This is a genomic window from Tellurirhabdus bombi, from assembly GCF_021484805.1.
GTDB classification, from domain to species: domain Bacteria; phylum Bacteroidota; class Bacteroidia; order Cytophagales; family Spirosomataceae; genus Tellurirhabdus; species Tellurirhabdus bombi.
Genome location: NZ_CP090557.1, coordinates 3,051,878 through 3,068,801 on the forward strand (window position 1 = coordinate 3,051,878; position 16,924 = coordinate 3,068,801).

The window sequence follows — 16,924 nt, forward strand, 5'->3', positions numbered from 1 at the left end:
ACGCATAAAATTAGCAGAAGGTTGTGTGTGGAGCCGAGTTTGTTTCTGTACGGAAAAAAATAGCGGCTAACGGCCGGGTTTAAGCCGGAAACCGTTGCCTTCGTCGTTGCAAATAAGCTTCCATTTCCGGTAAGGTCAGGGCATTGAAGGTCATGGCACGGGTGAGGCCCCCTTTGCGGCCCATAGCTACGCCGTAGTGCATGTCGTGGAAGCCCGCCATCTCGTGGGCATCGGGATTGATACTGAGCATGACGCCCTGGTCCATCGCGTAATAAACCCACCGCCAGTCGATGTCAAGCCGCCAGGGACTCGCGTTGATTTCGATCGCAACACCGTGTTCGGCGCAGGCGTCAATAACGGCCCGGTAGTCAATGGGGTAGCCTGCGCGCGCCAGAAGCAACCGACCGGTTGGGTGCCCTAAAATGGTGGTGTACGGATTTTCAATGGCTTTCAGGAGCCGGGTAGTGGCTTTTTCGAGGCTCATGTTCAGGTTCTGATGAACCGAAGCAACCACGTAGTCAAACTGAGCCAGCACATCGTCACTGTAATCCAGCGAGCCGTCGCCGAGAATGTCGGATTCAATGCCTTTGAAAACACGAAACTGGTTGCCGTACCGCGCGTTTAACTGGTCGATTTCTTCCCACTGCTGCTTAACCCGAAAAGGCTCCAGCCCTTTGGCGTAGGTGGCTGACTGCGAGTGGTCGGCAATACCAAAATAAGAAAAGCCCAACTCCCGGCAGTAGTTCGCCATCTGCTCCAGAGAGTGTTTCCCATCCGACCAGGTGCTGTGGTTGTGCAGAATGCCACGGAGCGCATCCCAGGTAACTAAATCAGCGTTACTATGCTGTTTAGCCCAATTGAACTCCTGGATCCCTTCGCGCATTTCGGGTACAATGTAGGGCAAACCCGCCTGTTCATAAATGGCCTCTTCGGAGTCGGCGGCTGTTATTAAGGCAACCTGCAACAAAGGCTGGCCGGATGGTGTGAGGGTAGCCAGGTGACGCTCGGAAGAAGAATGAATAAATACCTGGCGGTCAAATTGGGCCGGTGACACGGTGCGCACTTCCACCTGAACATCATAACCATCGGCTTTTCCGCGCCAGATAAACGGCGAAGAATCGGCTTCGGCTTGTTCCAGGTACGCCAATTGGGCCAGGTACTGCTGCACTTCCAGCGGTTTGTCGCTACTCACCAGAAACTGTACCGTATCAACTTCTTCACTTTTGCGGCGAATCTGGCCGGTAATTTCTACGCGACTAAAGGCTTTTTCGAGTTCGTCGAGCAGGGTATTGGCCAATGCTTCGGCCTTATCCATGCGCAGTTTCCCGGATTGCTCTTCCAGAAAGGCCAGCGAATCCAGAATTTTTTGCTGAATCTTCTCGCCGAAGCCTTTGATTTTGGCAACTTCGCCGCTTTCGCAGGCTATTTTGAGGTCACGCGGGTTATCGATTCCTAATTCGAGCCAGATGGTGCGGATTTTCTTGGCGCCAATGCCTTTGATTCGGAACATTTCGAGCACGCCTTCGGGGGTTTGCGCCAGCAGATCGTCCAGATCCTGCAAACGACCCGTTTCGATAATCTCCAGAATTTTACCGGCCACTGTTTTGCCTACGCCCGGAAGCTTAATCAGCTGCGGAAAAGAAAGCTGGGTAAGGTTTTCGGTTGTTTTGTCAAGGTTAAAAGTGGCCGTCTGGAAGGCCTTGGTTTTGAATGGATCACTGTTGTGCAGCTCCATCAATTTACTGGTCAACTCCAATATATCGACAATCTCCTGGTTGTTCATAGTAATGATAACAAAATGGTAACACGCTGTTTGGCCCGGCAAGTTATCTAATCTGGCCCAGATGAGAAATTCAAAGAATAAGGTTCTCTAACCAGAGGAAAGGAGCCTTAGAAGGAGAAAATACTAAGAACGAAACGAAACCTATCAGGTAAGTATAGAAAGCGTTGTTTAAATATTAACAAAAAATTAATCTGCCAAAATAGAAGGATTGGGTAAGTTATTGTGACTTTTTGGAGAATTAGTGCCGCTTAATTATATATGATAGTATTTTACTAAGAAAAGAGTATTGGGCCGCAAGAAAAAATGTCGTTTCTTTGCGGCTAAATTAGTGAGCGTACTAACCAATGCACTTCGAACTAATTACTTATCAAACCAAACAAATTTTATGAGCAAAAAGCTACTGTCTTTACAGGTAGTTACACTGCTATGCGGCTTGGTTTTGGCCATTCTTAGCAGTAGCAATGTATTAGCGCAGGTGACAAACTCTGCCATTACAGGGACTGTAACTGACTCTAAAGGGGCGGAATTGCCGGGAGCGACGGTGGTAGCACTGCATGAACCCTCGGGAACAACGTATGGAACAACAACCAACAGCGAAGGCCGATTTAACTTGCCGGCTGTTCGTATTGGTGGACCTTACAGAATCACAGTTACGTTTATCGGATTCAAAGAAAATGTTACACAAGGAGTTACAACAACGTTAGGGACCAACGCCGTTATTAATGTTGCCCTGGTTGACGAGAGTACGCAACTTTCGGAAGTAACGGTAACATCGCAGCAGGGCCAGGTTTTTAATACCGAAAAAACGGGTGCCGCTACGAACATCAGCTCGCAACAGCTGAGATCATTGCCAACAATCAACCGGAGCTTGAACGATTTTACGCGTTTAACGCCACAGGCTTCGGGAAACAACTTTGCTGGCCGGGATGCTCGTTACAACAACGTAACCATCGATGGTTCAAACTTTAACAACAACTTTGGTTTAGGTAGCAACAACCTTCCGGGTGGTGGTGCGCAGCCAATTTCTATCGATGCCATCGAAGAGGTACAGGTCAATATTGCTCCTTACGACGTGCGTCAGGCTAACTTTACGGGTGCGGGTATCAACGCCGTTACACGCAGTGGTAGCAACCAGTTTAAAGGAACGGCTTACACGTTCTACCGTGACCAGTCATTTAACGGAAAGAAAGTAGGTGGCGAAACCGTTCCTAACATTCAGAAAACGACGAACAACATCTACGGAGCTTCACTTGGTGGTCCGCTGATCAAAAACAAGCTGTTCTTCTTCGTAAATGGTGAGTTCGAAAAGAATGTTCGTCCGGGTACTTCCTTTGTGGCTTCGCGTCCAGGCTTGACGGGTGACAACGTTTCCCGCACAACGGCAGCCGATCTGGAACTGGTTTCTAATTTCGTGCGCGAGCGATACGGATACGAAACAGGGGCTTACGAAAACTACGCCAACGAGTTTACGCTGCAAAACTTCAAGTTTCTGGGTCGTATCGACTGGAACATCAGCAACAAGCATAAATTGGCCCTGCGGTATACCCAGGTTGTTAACACCAACGACCAGCTGGTGAACGGAAACAGTGCGCCTAACCCCCGGACTAGCTCAAACCGGGTAAGCCAGAATGCACTTTCGTACGCTAACTCGCAGTATGGTTTCGAAAACTCGGTTCGCTCACTGGCGGCTGAATTAAACAGCACCTTTAGCGGCAAATTGTCGAACCAGTTATTGGCGACGTTTACGAATATTCGTGACCAGCGTACCTCACCAAGCTCGCCTTTCCCATTCGTGGACATCCTGAACGGTGGTGATGCTTACATCAGCTTGGGTTATGAACTGTTCTCGTATAAGAATGACGTGAAAAACAACACGTTCAACTTTATCGACAACTTGACGTACTACGCCGGCAAGCACGTAATTACGGCGGGTGTTGCTTACGAAAACATGACGTTCGGAAACAGCTTCCTGCGTTACGGAACCAGCTACTACCGCTTTGCTTCGGTTGCGGATTTCATCAATAACCGGACGCCAACAGCTTTCGCTTACACGTATCCACTTTCTGGAAACGACACTTATGCGAAGTTAAACTTCGGACAGGCATCGGCTTATTTGCAGGATGAATACAACGTTACCAAAGACTTTAAAGTAACGTTAGGTATTCGTGTTGATGCGCCTATTTATGGCGATGCACCCTTGGAAAATCCGAAAGTATCTGAGTTAACGTTCGCAAACGGCGAGAAAATCAACACGGGTATGTGGCCTAAAACCAAGCCAGGTGTTTCTCCTCGTATTGGTTTCAACTGGAACCGGAATAACAGCTTGCAGGTACGCGGTGGGACTGGTATTTTCAACGGTCGTATTCCATTTGTGTGGTTTACAAACCAGCCAACCAACGCCGGTATGACTCAGTTCACCTATGAGACAACGACTGCGGCTACGCTGGCGAACTTCCCGTTCAATCCAAACCCAACGGCTTACCTGAGTGCCCTGCCGCAAACAGCGGGTCAGAGCGCACCGAGCAGCATCGCGGTTGTTGACCGTAACTTCAAAATGCCACAGGTTTGGCGGACAAACTTCGCGGTGGAGAAGAAGCTTCCGGGCAACTTCACCGTTGGTTTAGAAGGGATTTATACCAAAGAGTTAACGACCATCTACCAGCGTAACATCAACCTGGCAGCTCCGGTTGGCACCCTGGCAGGTCCTGATAACCGCCCCGTATGGAGTGGAACGAACGCAACGCGCCGGGTGAACCCAGCGATCACGGAAGCCATGGTGTTGAGCAATACAGACAAAGGCCACAGCCTTATCCTGACGGCTCAGGCAACGAAATCATTTGCCAATGGTTTCTTCGCAACTGCCGCTTATACGTACAACCAGACGAAAGATATCACGGGTAACCCTGGCGACCAGGCTGCTTCAGCATGGTCGAATAACTCAGCCGTTGGTAGCTTGAACAATCTGGAATTAAGCCCTTCTGAATTTGCGGTTCCTCACCGGGTAGTTGGTTCGATTTCGTACCGCTTCTCGTACCTGAAAACATGGGGTACAACGTTCTCTCTTTTCTATCAGGGCCAACACCAGGGACGTTTCTCGTACCGGTATAGCACGGACCTGAACGGTGATGGAGCCACTGCCGACTTGTTGTACGTACCGAAAGATGCGTCTGAAATCAACTTCCTGCCCATTACAGGAGCAACGCCATTCACGGCTCAACAACAGGCTGATGCGTTCTTCAAATACATCGAGCAGGATGATTACCTGAGAAGCCGGAAAGGCCAGTATGTAGAACGTAACGGTGCTTTACTGCCTTGGTTGAACACGTTTGACTTGAGAATTCTGCAAGATTTCGGTGTTAAAGCAGGTAGCAAAGTGCATAAATTACAGTTGAGCGTTGACGTATTCAACGTTGGTAACCTGCTGAACTCAAACTGGGGAATCAGACAGCGGACCGCTTTAAGCAACGCCGCTATTCTAGCCTCGGCAGGTACGAGCGCTGCTCCTACATTCCGGTCTGTACCGGTAAGTGGCCAGTTGCCAACCTCAACGTTTGTTAACAACGTAATTGCAACAAACGTATGGACAGCCCAAGTTGGTCTGCGCTACATCTTTGACTAGTCAATTATAAGACGACTGCATAAAACAACAAAGTCCGGCTGTAAAGTCGGACTTTGTTGTTTTATTTTGGCACCATGAACACTTCCTTCCACCAAAAGCCTTTATTCTGGCAACTCCTGGCCATTGTCTTGCTGGTGATTCCTTTCTTTGCTTATTTGGGTGCCTTGCCGCTCGACATCCGTTCCGACGAGCCACGCCGGGCGCTCGTCGCCCTCGAAATGATGCTATCCGGCGATTACCTTACCCCAACCCTCAATGGCAAGCTTTACTTCAACAAGCCGCCCCTGTATAACTGGCTGATTGTCGCTTCCTTTAAACTGTTTGGCAATTACTCCTCCTATGCGCTACGTTTTCCAATGGCAATTTCGTTGGTTGGCTATGTCATTACAATCTTCCTGCTGGTGAAGCGCCAGTTGGGCAAGCAGGTTGCGTTCGCGGTGGCGCTGATGCTGGCGACAAACGCCCGGATTCTGGTTTATGACTCTTACCTTGGCCTGATCGATACGCTCTTTTCTTGGCTTACCTACACAGCGTTTATTCTGGTCTACCAGTTTGACCGCTCCAGAAATTACTGGGCGCTCTTTCTGATCACCTACATTCTGACCGCCCTCGGTTTTCTCATGAAAGGCTTGCCTTCGGTAGTGTTCCAGGGACTGACACTGCTGGCTTATTTTACGTATACCCGGCAATTCAAAAAGCTGTTTTTACCGGCTCATTTTGCTGGAATACTGGTTTTCGTCCTTATCGTCAGCAGTTACTACATTGCTTATTTTACCAAAAATAACGTGCCTCTGGAAAAAGTCGCGGGGGTGTTGTTTAGTGAAAGTTCGAAACGGACGGTGGTCGAATTTGGAGTTGGGCAGACGTTGCTGCACATCCTAACTTTTCCGTTCGAAATGCAGTATTATTATGCGCCCTGGCTGCTGCTGGTAATTTTGCTGTTCCGAAAAGATGCCTTCCAACGCCTGTATCGACGGGTGGGAAGTAAAGCGCAAAGGTGGGGCTCTCCGCTGCTGGAAGCACATCCTTTCGTGGTTTTCAATCTGATTATCTTCTTCGTCAATTTCATTATCTACTGGACTTCCCCACAAGTCTATGCGCGGTATCTGCTCATGTTACTGCCGCTGTTGTTTACTATTTTTACCTACGTATATTATGAACACACAACACCCAACGATTGGCGGAGGCGGGTTTGGGAAGGGTTTCTGGGTGTGGCTATTTTGATTGTAACACTTGGTTGCTGGACTGCCTTTTTTATGCCCGAAACAAAAAACATACCGGGCTTATGGTGGAAATGCAGCCTGCTTTTCGGGTCGTTTGTGTTTATCTCGTGGCAATACAAGCGGCAATTAGCTAACCGGCTACTGATTCTGTTTGTGTTTCTGGCCGTTGTGCGGATTGGCTTCAATTGGATTATCCTGCCCGGACGCATCGAAAAACGGGAATTTTATAAGAGCACATCGGAAGAGGTTGCCCGACTAACCTTAGACAAAAATGGCCGTCCTTATCCACTCTACAGCTACAACAATAGCATTGGATTTGATGGCGCAACGGATGTAAACAGCTTTCACATTGAGGCTGTGAGGGGAGTGGTTTTGCAGGATACCGATCAGAAGATAATTACCTCACGCGACACAACCATCTACTACATTGCCGATTCGGTAAGTTTGGTAGGGAAGCGTTATCGTACGCTTAAAGAGTTTATAATTTTTGAACAGAGACCGGCTAAACTTGTACAATTTGAATAATAATCAGTGCTATGACCGTCAAGCGTTGTATTTTTTCAGTTGCTAATCGGCGGGGTTCCTGTATCTTTGCTTAGCGAGAAGAATTACCAGACTTACGGATCCTATGCAGCAGCCTTACTTATCCATTGTTGTCTGTGTTTACAACGAAGAAGGAAACATAGTTCCAATGATCGAGGCTATTGACCACGCGCTGATAGGCTACGAATACGAAATTGTCTACGTCGATGATGGGTCTACCGACCGGACCCTGGCCGAGCTGAAAGCCGTGAATCACGATGGCTTGGTTGTTATTCAATTGCAAACCAATTACGGCCAGAGTCTGGCCCTGGCAGCGGGAATTGAGAAAGCGCGCGGGCAATACATTGTTACGCTGGACGGCGACTTACAGAACGACCCCGCTGATATTCCTAAAATGCTTCGTAAAGCTGAAGAGGGCGATTTTGATCTGGTGGCGGGCATCCGGGCCAAACGGCAGGATGGCATGCTGCTCCGCAAAGTTCCCAGCCGGATGGCCAACTGGATCATTCGGCAGGCATCCGGGGTCCATCTGAAAGATTACGGCTGTGCGCTGAAAGTTTTTCGGGCCGATTTAGCCAAAAGCATAGGTTTATACGGCGAACTGCATCGTTTTATCCCCGTCTTGGCGCACCTGGAAGGAGCACGCATGACCCAAATGGACGTGCAGCATCATCCGCGCCGGATCGGTCAATCCAAATACGGCCTAGGACGAACCTTAAAGGTAATCAGTGACTTAATCCTGATGCTCTTTCTGAAAAAATACCTGCGCAAGCCCATGCACCTGTTTGGGAACTGGGGGCTTATGGCTTTGTTTGCCGGACTTCTGATTCATGCTTATTTGTTGATTCAGAAAGCGTTGGGTTATGAAATTGGCGGGCGGCCGCTCCTGATTCTGGGCGTTACGCTGGTTATTGGCGGGATTCAGTTGATTACGTTTGGCCTCATGACAGAACTGCAAATGCGGACCTATTATGAGTCGCAGGAGAAAAAACCCTACCGAATCCGGCGGATTTATCAGGCCGAACGTGTCGTGGCTTGATGGCTAGAAAAATCCCTGCCTACCTGAAAACTAGCCTTAAGATAGGCCTAACCGGACTTTCGCTTTGGCTGGTATTTCGTAAAATTGAGCCGGAACAGGTCTGGGCTGTGATAAAGCAGGTTCATGTAGGCTGGTTAGTGCTGGCTACGGGGCTTTATCTGGTATCGAGGGTGTTAGGAGCGGAGCGTTTGCGGTTGCTGTTCCGGCAGATTGGCTTAAACATCAACTTCGGTCCTAGTTTGAAGCTATACTGGTTAGGAATGTACTACAACCTGTTTTTACCGGGTGGAATTGGCGGTGACGGGTACAAAGTTTACCTGCTCAATCGGCTGACGGCAACGCCCGTTAAATCGCTCCTTGCGGCTACACTTTTTGACCGGATTATCGGCATTTTTCCACTGGGGTATATGTTGGCCGCTTTGGCTGTATTTTTGCCGTCCTTGCCGGTGCTGGATGCAATTATTCCCTATCGTTGGCTTTTTTTAGGACTTATTCCACTTGGGTATTTTGGAGCTAGTTGGCTGCTTCGTCGCTTCTGGCCCGAATTTAGCCCAGTTTTCAACCGGGCGACCTTACAATCCATTGGTGTGCAAGTAGCGCAGATGATTGAAATTATCGTTCTGTTATATGCCATGCAGGCCTCGGGAGCATGGGCGGCTTACCTGGCTATTTTTCTGCTTTCTTCTATCGTGTCAATCATTCCGTTCACCATTGGCGGGGCTGGTTCGCGGGAGCTGACTTTCCTGCTAGGGGCGCAACTATTTGGCTTGCCCGCCGATGAGGCAGTAGCGATCAGTTTGCTGTTCTACGTAATTACGGCCCTCGTTTCGCTAAGCGGCATTGTATTCAGTTATTCCGAAACCATCCTAATTCCGCCCTCACCAGTCAGAAAATAAAGACGGCTGCCAACCGGTCGGAGACAGGCAGCAGCCGTTCTAAAAAAGTCCGTTATTTCGAAGGCATCAGTACCGTATCCACCGAGTGAGCAACGCCGTTCGTCGCTTTGATATCGGCCATAATAACCGTGGCTGTGTTACCCTGCGCATCTTTGAGCATTACCTTATCGGCCTGCTTGCTAACCGTTAGTTTTTCGCCGGAAAGCGTAGTTAATTGCTGACCATCCTGCAAATCGGCGGCCATCAGATTGCCTTGTACGACGTGGGTTCCGAGAATACCCATTAGTTTTTGTTTGTAAGCCGGTGTCAGCAATTTCTCCATCGTTCCCGAGGGGAGCTTGTTGAACGCGTCGTTGGTAGGCGCGAAGACGGTATAATTTGTACCAGCCGCCATCCGACTGTTCTGGTTGGCAACCTTAAGAGCCGATGCCAGCATGGTGTGATTAGGCGACATAGAGGCGCTGGCCGCCAGGTCTTTTCCGGTTGACACACCCTGTGAGCCCACACGACTTTCGCGTCCGGCTGCTCCCGGCGTTTGCGTAGAGCTATCTTGCGTATTGCCTTGTGTTGGCGTTGTCTGCGCACAGGCGGCAGTTCCCATTAAGAAGGTAATACTAAAAACAATGGAGAGAAATGAGTTCTTTTTCATGATGTGATTAATTAAGACGGATGCATGTTGGCAGTAGTCGTACGATAAATAATAGCTTGTAACCAAAAAATGTTTTGTTTTAAGTCGAATTTATTGCAGTAAATGGCTAATTATTACCTGATTACTTAATTGGATTAGAATTGAACGAGTAGGTTTAATTAAACCACGAAGGGGATGGCTTTAGGGATTCAATTGTCGTTCGGCAAACCACCGCATCCGGTAGGCATTCATGGCAGTTGTACCCAGTTGATGAAGAAGTCGGTAATTTACCACAAGACCGACTGCCGCACCGATGCCAGGAACTAGCTGGGCCATTTTTGCCAAATCAATGTAATCGCGGTATTCTTCCTGAAACACTTGCCAGTCGAATTGGTGAATGTCGTCGGGAAGCTGCTGGCTGTGTTTGGTCCAATCCGCGACGTGTCGGAATACTTCCTGGCGGCGTTCCTGGCTCGAGAAAGCCAATTGAAAGATATACATGATAAACAGCCGCTCCCGATAATCATTGACGGAGTAACCATACAAAGCGGCAATTTCAAATAACAGCTTCATTTTCAGGGTCAACAATAGCGGAAAGTCGGCCAAACCCCACAATAAGCCACCCGCACCGGTCAAACCTCCTTCGGCGGCACCAATTTTTTTATAGTTTTCGATGCGTTCCTGAACCCTGTTTTCACGTTGTTCAAAGGTAAGCCCGGCAACAGGCTGGCGGGTAAGCTGCTCCGCTCCGAACAGAACAGCCCGCGTCATTTGCTTAATGGCCACGGTAATGGCCTTGCGCACCTGATTGGGAATAAAGCGATTGAGGCGGGTTTGCACGGCTTTGGAGAGCCGATTGGTAGCAGACGGAGGTTTTTGCATCTTAATCTGCCAGGATCGGAGTTCGTGTTGGACGTATATTTCGTAGGAAGTCATGGGTGCGATCGGGATTAATAAGCCGTTAAATTGTTCATGTCACAGGAGAATATTCTACTGAAAGGAATTAAATTTACTATATAGGCGTTTTTTATTATACAACTTCAATGATATTTACTATCGCGTATGAGAAAATTGCTTGCTCTTGCCTTCATCTGCTTAAGCTTCACTACGATCGGTAATTATTCCGTTTCTCCCAAAGGAAACGCGGTCAAACTCGTTGAAAGTGATCATGCTGCCTGGTCACAGGTCTATGATAACCTGCATCTTGAGACCATTGGTTTAAACCGCGAAGTGTTTGAATATGCCTTGCGGGGCATGCAGAAAATAGGTCCTGCGCGGCATGTTCTGTCCATTGCGGATTTGAGCAAGCCCTCTTCCCAAAAGCGCCTGTATGTGATCGATTTGGAGAACAACAAACTGCTGTTTCATACCTACGTTGCGCACGGTCGTAATTCTGGTGAGCTGAATGCGATGCAGTTTTCAAATACGTCGTCGTCCTTTCAGTCGAGCTTAGGGTTTTACAAGACCATGAACACCTACCAGGGCAAACACGGCCTGTCGCTGAAGCTGCAAGGACTGGAAAAAGGCATTAATGATAACGCATATAGCCGCGCTATTGTAATACACGGGGCTGATTATGTTTGCGAAGATTTTATCCGCCGGACGGGTCGTCTTGGACGGAGCCAGGGCTGCCCGGCGGTTCCAAATGAGGTGACAAAACCAATCATTGCTGCCATTAAAGGTGGAACCTGTCTGTTTGTGTATTCACCCAGCCAGGCTTATTTGCAGCAATCCAGTTTCCTAATCTAAGAAGACTTCGTTATATAGATAATAAAAAAAGCCACTCCCGAAAGAGTGGCTTTTTTATTATACAAGCTGTCCGTATACATCGCGGTAGAAGACCAGCCGCCCTTCGGCGTTTACATCGACCAGGTTATAAATTACAAAGACTGGGTATTTTTTCGGCAGCTTGAAGCTGCTTGGTTTCTGGTCAATCAAACAACGGTTGTAGAAACCTTCGTCAAACTTGGTTTCGCCCAGCAGATAATTGGCAAATTCAACGGGTTTTTCGAGGCGCATGCACCCGTGGCTACGCCAGCGGTCGGTAGACATTTCGAACAGGTTCCGGGCGTTGGTATCATGCATGTAGATAGCGCCCGGGCCATCCAGATTAAACTTGATCAACCCCAACGAATTATGACAGCCCGACGTTTGTCGAATGCGATACGGAAAGTTCGTGGCCGATAAGCTTTCCCAATCGATGGATTCTGGATCGACTACTTTCTCGCGTTTATCAAGAATCTCCAGGTTTTGGCTATCCAAAAATCCGGGGTTTTGCTGGATTTTCGGCAACAGCTCCTTAACGGCAATGCCCTGGGGCACATTCCAGTACGGATAGGCAATAATGTCCGTCAGGTAAGTCGTGAACAGGGGCGTTGCGTTCTTTTTGCTGCCTGCAATAACCTGCATGGGCATTAGCCGTTTTCCTTGATCATCGTATACATTCAGTTCGGCGGCTGGAATATTCACCACGATAAAACGGTCCAGTTCAAAGCGGTTTAGCCAGCGGTAGAAGTTAAGCGTTTTCCGGATTTGCCGAAGTGTATCGTCTGAGGCAGAACCTCTCAATCGGTCATAGTGAGCTACTAACTGCGCATACGGTGTGAAAGCGTTGCCTTTTTTCAAAGAATCGACCAGATTCTTACCAAGGGGAGCCGTAAAAATAGTTGCCGAGTCAACCTGTTCCGGAATTTTGTTCTGAAGCAGCCCCGTTACTTTTTTGCCGTACTTAATTTCCAGAACTAGTCTTCGGATGAGCGTATCGGCTTGTAATTCAGTGGCGTCCAGGTTATCGGCCAGCGTGTAGCGCGATGTATCGATACCTATAGAATCGGCGTACGTTTTCAGTTCGCTGAGCAATTCTTTCTTGAAAGGCTCTTCCTGCGAGAAGAAGCTCGTGTTTTTAAACCAGTAGCCTACCTTGTTATAATTAAGGAACGTAAGCCCCAGCAAAAACACCACAATCAAGGATGCAATTATTATTTTTTTTTGCTTTTCCATTCCTATGAAAATAGTGTACTTGTTTACTTTAAAACCAAGTAGCTCGCAATGTGTTTGGGAAAAGCAGCATTTTGTACAGACAGTCAAAACACAAAAAAGCCACACTTCTCAGTGTGGCTTTTTATAAACTCAAATTTATATCAGAGAATTCCGATTAAATCAGTTCTACGTTGACGGCATTCAGACCCTTGCGGCCTTTTTCTACCTCAAACTTTACCGCATCGTTCTCACGAACTTGATCGATGAGACCCGATACATGGACGAAGATATCTTCACTAGAGTCGTCCGGTTTAATGAATCCGTATCCTTTAGATTCATTAAAAAATTTAACCTTACCTGTTTGCATTGTATTGATTAGAATTTCAATTTCAGCAAAATACGCTAGAAAAATTGAGAAATTCTAACGAATCGAAAAAAATTGTGTAACCACCCAATTATTTATGGCAACATTTTCGAAACAAGACCGAATTATTGGCTTTTCAGCTAAAAATAGAGGTTAGCGTTGGTACTAACCTCCTGTGGCCAATGATTATTTCGCGTAAGATACGCGGTAAAGGACCCCATTGTTATCATCCGTGAATAACAGCGAACCGTCTGTGTGAACGGCAATTCCGACGGGGCGGCCAAACTGCGCACGGTTGTTATTAATCAGAAAACCCGTCACAAAATCGTCGAATCGCGTGGGCTTTCCGTTCTCGAAATGCAGCCGAACCAGCTTGTATCCCGAAGGCTGGCTCCGGTTCCAGGAGCCCCGCATTGTTACGAAAGCATCATTTTGATATTCTGCCGGAAACTGATTGCCCGTATAGAACGCCATGCCAAGCGGGGAGCTATGCGCCGTATAAGTTAGCAAAGGCAGTGTGGTTTTCTGAAGATACTGCTGATAGGTAGTATCGCCTTGTGGACGATCGGAAGGGTTGTATTTGCCTTCTCCGTAAATATACGGCCAGCCGTAATCGGCTCCCTGCACAATCTTGTTAACTTCTTCTTTCTGCTCGTTATCACCCAGCCAGTCAATACCGTGATCAATTCCGAAGAGGTCTTTTGTTTGGGGATGCCAGCCAAAGCCAATTGTATTCCGAAGACCTTTGGCGAAGATTTTCCGGTTGGAGCCATCAGGGTTCGCCCGCAGAATGGTTGCGTGTTCTGGGTTTGGTTCCGGGCAGGAATTACAAGTGCTACCAACTGTTATGTACATCATGCCATCCGGGCCAAAACCAATGGTCCGGTTAGGGTGCTGGCCACCATCGGGCAAGTTATTGATAAGTTGTGTACGCTGCCCCAGCGTCCCGTCCATATTAATAGGAGCCGAATAAACTTCCCGAACTGTAACCAGATACAGCATGCCATTATGAATGGTTATGCCATGTACCTGTTTTATATTGGCTACAATTGTTTTAGTATCGGCCACGCCATCGTTATTTCCATCGCGGAGAAGGGTAACGGTTCCAGCTTCGCGGTCGGTAACATAAATGGCTCCGCTACTATGCACCGCTAACATGCGAGGCTTACCAAGGCCATCGGAAAACTTCTTAATGCTAAAGCCTGCCGGCGCTTTCAATTGAGCAATATTTTGGTCCGTCGCATCCGTCAGGGCGGGGTAAAATACATATCCCTGTACCTGGGCGGTGGTTGGTTCCTGATCCGTTTCGGGGATCATTTCGTTAAAAACCTCTTTGGCTTTGTCGCACCCCAACATGACACCTGTGCCGAGTGCTATACTAAGTAGACCTTTTTTCCAGTTTTTCATTCTTTGGTTGAGTAAAAATTAATAATCAAAAAGCTACAGGAAGCCATTGACCTGAACAATGACTTCCTGTAAGGAATTTTTTTAGCGTTTCCGGCTGCCGCCAAATGCCCACATCACCGTGCCCACAATCAGGCCGATGCCAATGGCGCGGGCAACGTGGTAGGAGACCGGCGTAGGCATATCGACAATGCCTTCTTCGTCTGTGTGCGCAGGCTGCTTCACATACCGTCCACCTTTAGGAACTTCCGTTTCGTTAAAGTGCTGTAAAAGCGTGTCCAGATGCTGGGGCAGTGTTATGCTTCGAATGGCTTTACCGTGGCCTGCTCCCGCCGCGGTTGGATTCAGGGCCGCCAGCGTTTGAATCGAGCGCCGGGCTGCTTCCCAGTCAATCGTAAAATAGGTTGGCGGACCGTGGAGTTCTTCTTTTTGCGTAATGACCGCTATGGCCGATTCTTGTCGGGTCGTTGTAAAGGCATCACCCGCCAGAAGGGCCCGGTCGGAAGCACGGAACAAAGACACATGACCAGGCGAATGGCCGGGCGTATGAACAACATGCCAGCCTGGCATTTCAGGAATGGTCCCGTCAGCCGGAAAAGGCTGAACCTGGTCGCCCAGATTAGAGGGTCCTGTTGGAAACATCCAGGACATATAGGCCATTGCTCCCCCGCCAACACCTGGGTCAGGTGGCGGATAATGCGATTTGCCCTGAAGGAAAGGCATTTCGAGCGGGTGTGCGTAGACCGGAACGTTGGGCCACTCTTTCAACAAATCGGGTAATGCACCAACGTGGTCAAAATGGCCGTGAGTCAGCACAATAGCCGCTGGGGGATTGTTTTCTCCAAACAGCCGTTCTGCCTCACGTTTAATGCGGGCTGCTGAATTAGGGAGAGCAGCATCGACCAGAACCCATTTGCTACCAGCAACCGGATCGCCTACAAAATACACATTGACAAAAACGACTTTCATTCCAGCTATATCCGGCGCCACAGCGTACGGAGCAAGGTCTTCCGAAGAGGTTTCGGGGTTCATTACTGCTTCCATAGTTCGTCTAATTAGAATAATATACCTTACATGTTAGTCTGGTAACATACGGAGACTAGCATTTTATAGTTATATACTTACGTTTCTCTCAACCCTAATTAACCGGGAATGTTTGATCTACTTAGTCAAAGTAGCTCCGTTCGATTTTATAGATAAATACCCAATAATATTTTCATTATTACCTATTTAGTTGTAATTTATTATGAAAATAACCATCATTTGTTCGGATCGTATTTCAGGGAATTGTTATATTTGTAAAATAAAATAACCGTACTTGACTTAATGAATACCGTAAAAGTGACTAAGTATAGCAGACGTCTTCCGGAGCTACGAACTTCTTTAAGTCTATTGCAATTGGGCCGCGTCCTGATGGCGCAAACAGAGAAGGGGCGTGATCAGTCCATTCTTGCCCATACGATTATCGAAATTGGGAAAGTAGACCAACGCATTGAAGAAATTCAGGAACAGATTGCCATGAATGAACTGCTACACCAAGCGTCGATCCTGGTCGGAAATTTCAACGAATACCGCGCTGTATAGCCCTATTTTTACCTTACTTACCACTTCACCAGTAAGCCGAGGTGACTCGACATGCGAACGCCGTTGGCTTCATTCATGATTGTTTTGGCGCGGGAAATGGCCAGGTTTTTCGACCAGGCCTGATCCCGACGGATTCTTAACTCGCCACCTGCTTCGTACGTATATCCCTCTTCGTTCGGGTATAAACTATCCCAGGCGTCGATCCAACCCGCAGCGTGCAGAAGGGCCAATAACGGACTGTCGGCGGGTCGACAAAAGTCGCCAATTAGGAGCGTTGGGTCAGGAAGTTTCTCCGTATAGTTCAATGTTTCAATCAGGTAGTCGTGGGTTTGTTCATAGACTGGCGAGTAATGCACATTTAGTACATTAAAACTACTACCATCTGTAAAACCGAAGTGCGCATGCATGATAATGCGGCTACTAGCTTCTTTGTATTCGGGTCGGTTATTAAGTCGGTGCAGGTAGATGTCTGCTGGTTCTATTTTTGACAACAGCGCCAAGCCTTCAGTGATGCCCTTGTGGGTGTGGGCGGGCTGAAAGTGGCAAAAGGGATATTTAGGGAGTAATCTGGTCAGTTGTTCGGCCTGGTTTGAGCCATCCAGAAGGCGGTTGTAAAAAGCAGCCTGTAAGACGACAATATCGGGTTTAAGGTATTCAATGGTTGCCCGAATGTAGTCGCGGCGAACGGACCATTTGCCATGTTTCGTATTGTAACCATCAATATTCAGCGACAGAACGGAGGGCATGATTCAGCAGGATTGGTTTTATTACAATACCGAAAACCGAATCTTTTGTTGAGCCGGAACGCAAAACTTTAGCGAAAGCCTACTGCCCTCAAAAGCAAAACCCGATTAGCGCCGGG

Annotated in this window: 14 protein-coding genes; 6 read left to right on the forward strand and 8 right to left on the reverse strand. The window is 48.1% G+C overall.

Annotation, left to right across the window (positions count from 1 at the left end):
* Positions 1-79: 79 nt before the first annotated feature.
* Positions 80-1,783, reverse strand: coding sequence for a DNA polymerase/3'-5' exonuclease PolX (gene polX / locus L0Y31_RS13005; RefSeq protein ID WP_234733502.1), 1,704 nt, complete (start codon positions 1,781-1,783; stop codon positions 80-82).
* A 385-nt stretch (positions 1,784-2,168) separates the two neighbouring features.
* On the opposite strand from polX, the gene L0Y31_RS13010 reads away from it, so the two are divergent.
* The 4 genes from L0Y31_RS13010 (at position 2,169) to L0Y31_RS13025 (ending at position 9,103) form a co-directional block, all read left to right on the forward strand.
* Complete coding sequence (locus L0Y31_RS13010) at positions 2,169-5,402, forward strand: TonB-dependent receptor (protein WP_234733503.1); 3,234 nt, start codon at positions 2,169-2,171, stop codon at positions 5,400-5,402.
* 74 nt (positions 5,403-5,476) lie between these two features.
* Complete coding sequence (locus L0Y31_RS13015) at positions 5,477-7,150, forward strand: ArnT family glycosyltransferase (protein ID WP_234733504.1); 1,674 nt, start codon at positions 5,477-5,479, stop codon at positions 7,148-7,150.
* 103 nt (positions 7,151-7,253) lie between these two features.
* Positions 7,254-8,207 (forward strand): glycosyltransferase family 2 protein, encoded by a 954-nt coding sequence (locus L0Y31_RS13020; RefSeq protein ID WP_234733505.1) that lies wholly within the window; start codon positions 7,254-7,256, stop codon positions 8,205-8,207.
* Positions 8,207-9,103, forward strand: coding sequence for a lysylphosphatidylglycerol synthase transmembrane domain-containing protein (locus tag L0Y31_RS13025; RefSeq protein ID WP_234733506.1), 897 nt, complete (start codon positions 8,207-8,209; stop codon positions 9,101-9,103). Before L0Y31_RS13020 ends, L0Y31_RS13025 begins: the two co-directional genes overlap by 1 nt.
* A gap of 52 nt (positions 9,104-9,155) precedes the next feature.
* On the opposite strand, the gene L0Y31_RS13030 is transcribed toward L0Y31_RS13025, so the two are convergent.
* Both L0Y31_RS13030 and L0Y31_RS13035 read right to left on the reverse strand, forming a co-directional pair.
* Entirely contained in the window at positions 9,156-9,752 is a 597-nt protein-coding gene (locus L0Y31_RS13030; protein WP_234733507.1) for a fasciclin domain-containing protein, read from the reverse strand.
* Between the two features lie 180 nt (positions 9,753-9,932).
* Positions 9,933-10,667 carry an EcsC family protein gene (locus tag L0Y31_RS13035; protein ID WP_234733508.1) on the reverse strand — a complete coding sequence of 245 codons (735 nt, stop codon included), beginning with the start codon at positions 10,665-10,667 and terminating at the stop codon, positions 9,933-9,935.
* Positions 10,668-10,793: 126 nt separating this feature from the next.
* Between L0Y31_RS13035 and L0Y31_RS13040 the strand changes: the two genes are divergently transcribed.
* Positions 10,794-11,480, forward strand: coding sequence for a murein L,D-transpeptidase catalytic domain family protein (locus L0Y31_RS13040; RefSeq protein WP_234733509.1), 687 nt, complete (start codon positions 10,794-10,796; stop codon positions 11,478-11,480).
* Positions 11,481-11,537: 57 nt separating this feature from the next.
* Here the strand turns inward: L0Y31_RS13040 and L0Y31_RS13045 are convergent, their stop codons facing one another.
* The 4 genes from L0Y31_RS13045 to L0Y31_RS13060 form a co-directional block, all read right to left on the reverse strand.
* On the reverse strand, positions 11,538-12,731 hold the full coding sequence (locus tag L0Y31_RS13045) for a L,D-transpeptidase family protein (RefSeq protein WP_234733510.1): 1,194 nt from the start codon (positions 12,729-12,731) through the stop codon (positions 11,538-11,540).
* 154 nt (positions 12,732-12,885) lie between these two features.
* Positions 12,886-13,077: a cold-shock protein gene (locus L0Y31_RS13050; protein WP_234733511.1), complete on the reverse strand. Its 192-nt coding sequence runs from the start codon at positions 13,075-13,077 to the stop codon at positions 12,886-12,888.
* A 183-nt stretch (positions 13,078-13,260) separates the two neighbouring features.
* Positions 13,261-14,481: a PQQ-dependent sugar dehydrogenase gene (locus L0Y31_RS13055; protein ID WP_234733512.1), complete on the reverse strand. Its 1,221-nt coding sequence runs from the start codon at positions 14,479-14,481 to the stop codon at positions 13,261-13,263.
* A gap of 81 nt (positions 14,482-14,562) precedes the next feature.
* Positions 14,563-15,522 (reverse strand): MBL fold metallo-hydrolase, encoded by a 960-nt coding sequence (locus L0Y31_RS13060; protein WP_234733513.1) that lies wholly within the window; start codon positions 15,520-15,522, stop codon positions 14,563-14,565.
* 282 nt (positions 15,523-15,804) lie between these two features.
* Here L0Y31_RS13060 and L0Y31_RS13065 point away from each other — a divergent pair, with 282 nt between their 5' ends.
* Positions 15,805-16,062 carry a hypothetical protein gene (locus tag L0Y31_RS13065; RefSeq protein ID WP_234733514.1) on the forward strand — a complete coding sequence of 86 codons (258 nt, stop codon included), beginning with the start codon at positions 15,805-15,807 and terminating at the stop codon, positions 16,060-16,062.
* A 17-nt stretch (positions 16,063-16,079) separates the two neighbouring features.
* Here the strand turns inward: L0Y31_RS13065 and L0Y31_RS13070 are convergent, their stop codons facing one another.
* Positions 16,080-16,808, reverse strand: coding sequence for an endonuclease/exonuclease/phosphatase family protein (locus tag L0Y31_RS13070; RefSeq protein ID WP_234733515.1), 729 nt, complete (start codon positions 16,806-16,808; stop codon positions 16,080-16,082).
* Positions 16,809-16,924: the final 116 nt, after the last annotated feature.

Bases quoted from the DNA above. Each gene is read 5' to 3' on its own strand.
- polX (WP_234733502.1), bottom strand. From the start codon at position 1,783: ATGAACAACCAGGAGATTGTCGATATATTGGAGTTGACCAGTAAATTG.
- L0Y31_RS13010 (WP_234733503.1), top strand. From the start codon at position 2,169: ATGAGCAAAAAGCTACTGTCTTTACAGGTAGTTACACTGCTATGCGGC.
- L0Y31_RS13015 (WP_234733504.1), top strand. From the start codon at position 5,477: ATGAACACTTCCTTCCACCAAAAGCCTTTATTCTGGCAACTCCTGGCC.
- L0Y31_RS13020 (WP_234733505.1), top strand. From the start codon at position 7,254: ATGCAGCAGCCTTACTTATCCATTGTTGTCTGTGTTTACAACGAAGAA.
- L0Y31_RS13025 (WP_234733506.1), top strand. From the start codon at position 8,207: ATGGCTAGAAAAATCCCTGCCTACCTGAAAACTAGCCTTAAGATAGGC.
- L0Y31_RS13030 (WP_234733507.1), bottom strand. From the start codon at position 9,752: ATGAAAAAGAACTCATTTCTCTCCATTGTTTTTAGTATTACCTTCTTA.
- L0Y31_RS13035 (WP_234733508.1), bottom strand. From the start codon at position 10,667: ATGACTTCCTACGAAATATACGTCCAACACGAACTCCGATCCTGGCAG.
- L0Y31_RS13040 (WP_234733509.1), top strand. From the start codon at position 10,794: ATGAGAAAATTGCTTGCTCTTGCCTTCATCTGCTTAAGCTTCACTACG.
- L0Y31_RS13045 (WP_234733510.1), bottom strand. From the start codon at position 12,731: ATGGAAAAGCAAAAAAAAATAATAATTGCATCCTTGATTGTGGTGTTT.
- L0Y31_RS13050 (WP_234733511.1), bottom strand. From the start codon at position 13,077: ATGCAAACAGGTAAGGTTAAATTTTTTAATGAATCTAAAGGATACGGA.
- L0Y31_RS13055 (WP_234733512.1), bottom strand. From the start codon at position 14,481: ATGAAAAACTGGAAAAAAGGTCTACTTAGTATAGCACTCGGCACAGGT.
- L0Y31_RS13060 (WP_234733513.1), bottom strand. From the start codon at position 15,522: ATGGAAGCAGTAATGAACCCCGAAACCTCTTCGGAAGACCTTGCTCCG.
- L0Y31_RS13065 (WP_234733514.1), top strand. From the start codon at position 15,805: ATGAATACCGTAAAAGTGACTAAGTATAGCAGACGTCTTCCGGAGCTA.
- L0Y31_RS13070 (WP_234733515.1), bottom strand. From the start codon at position 16,808: ATGCCCTCCGTTCTGTCGCTGAATATTGATGGTTACAATACGAAACAT.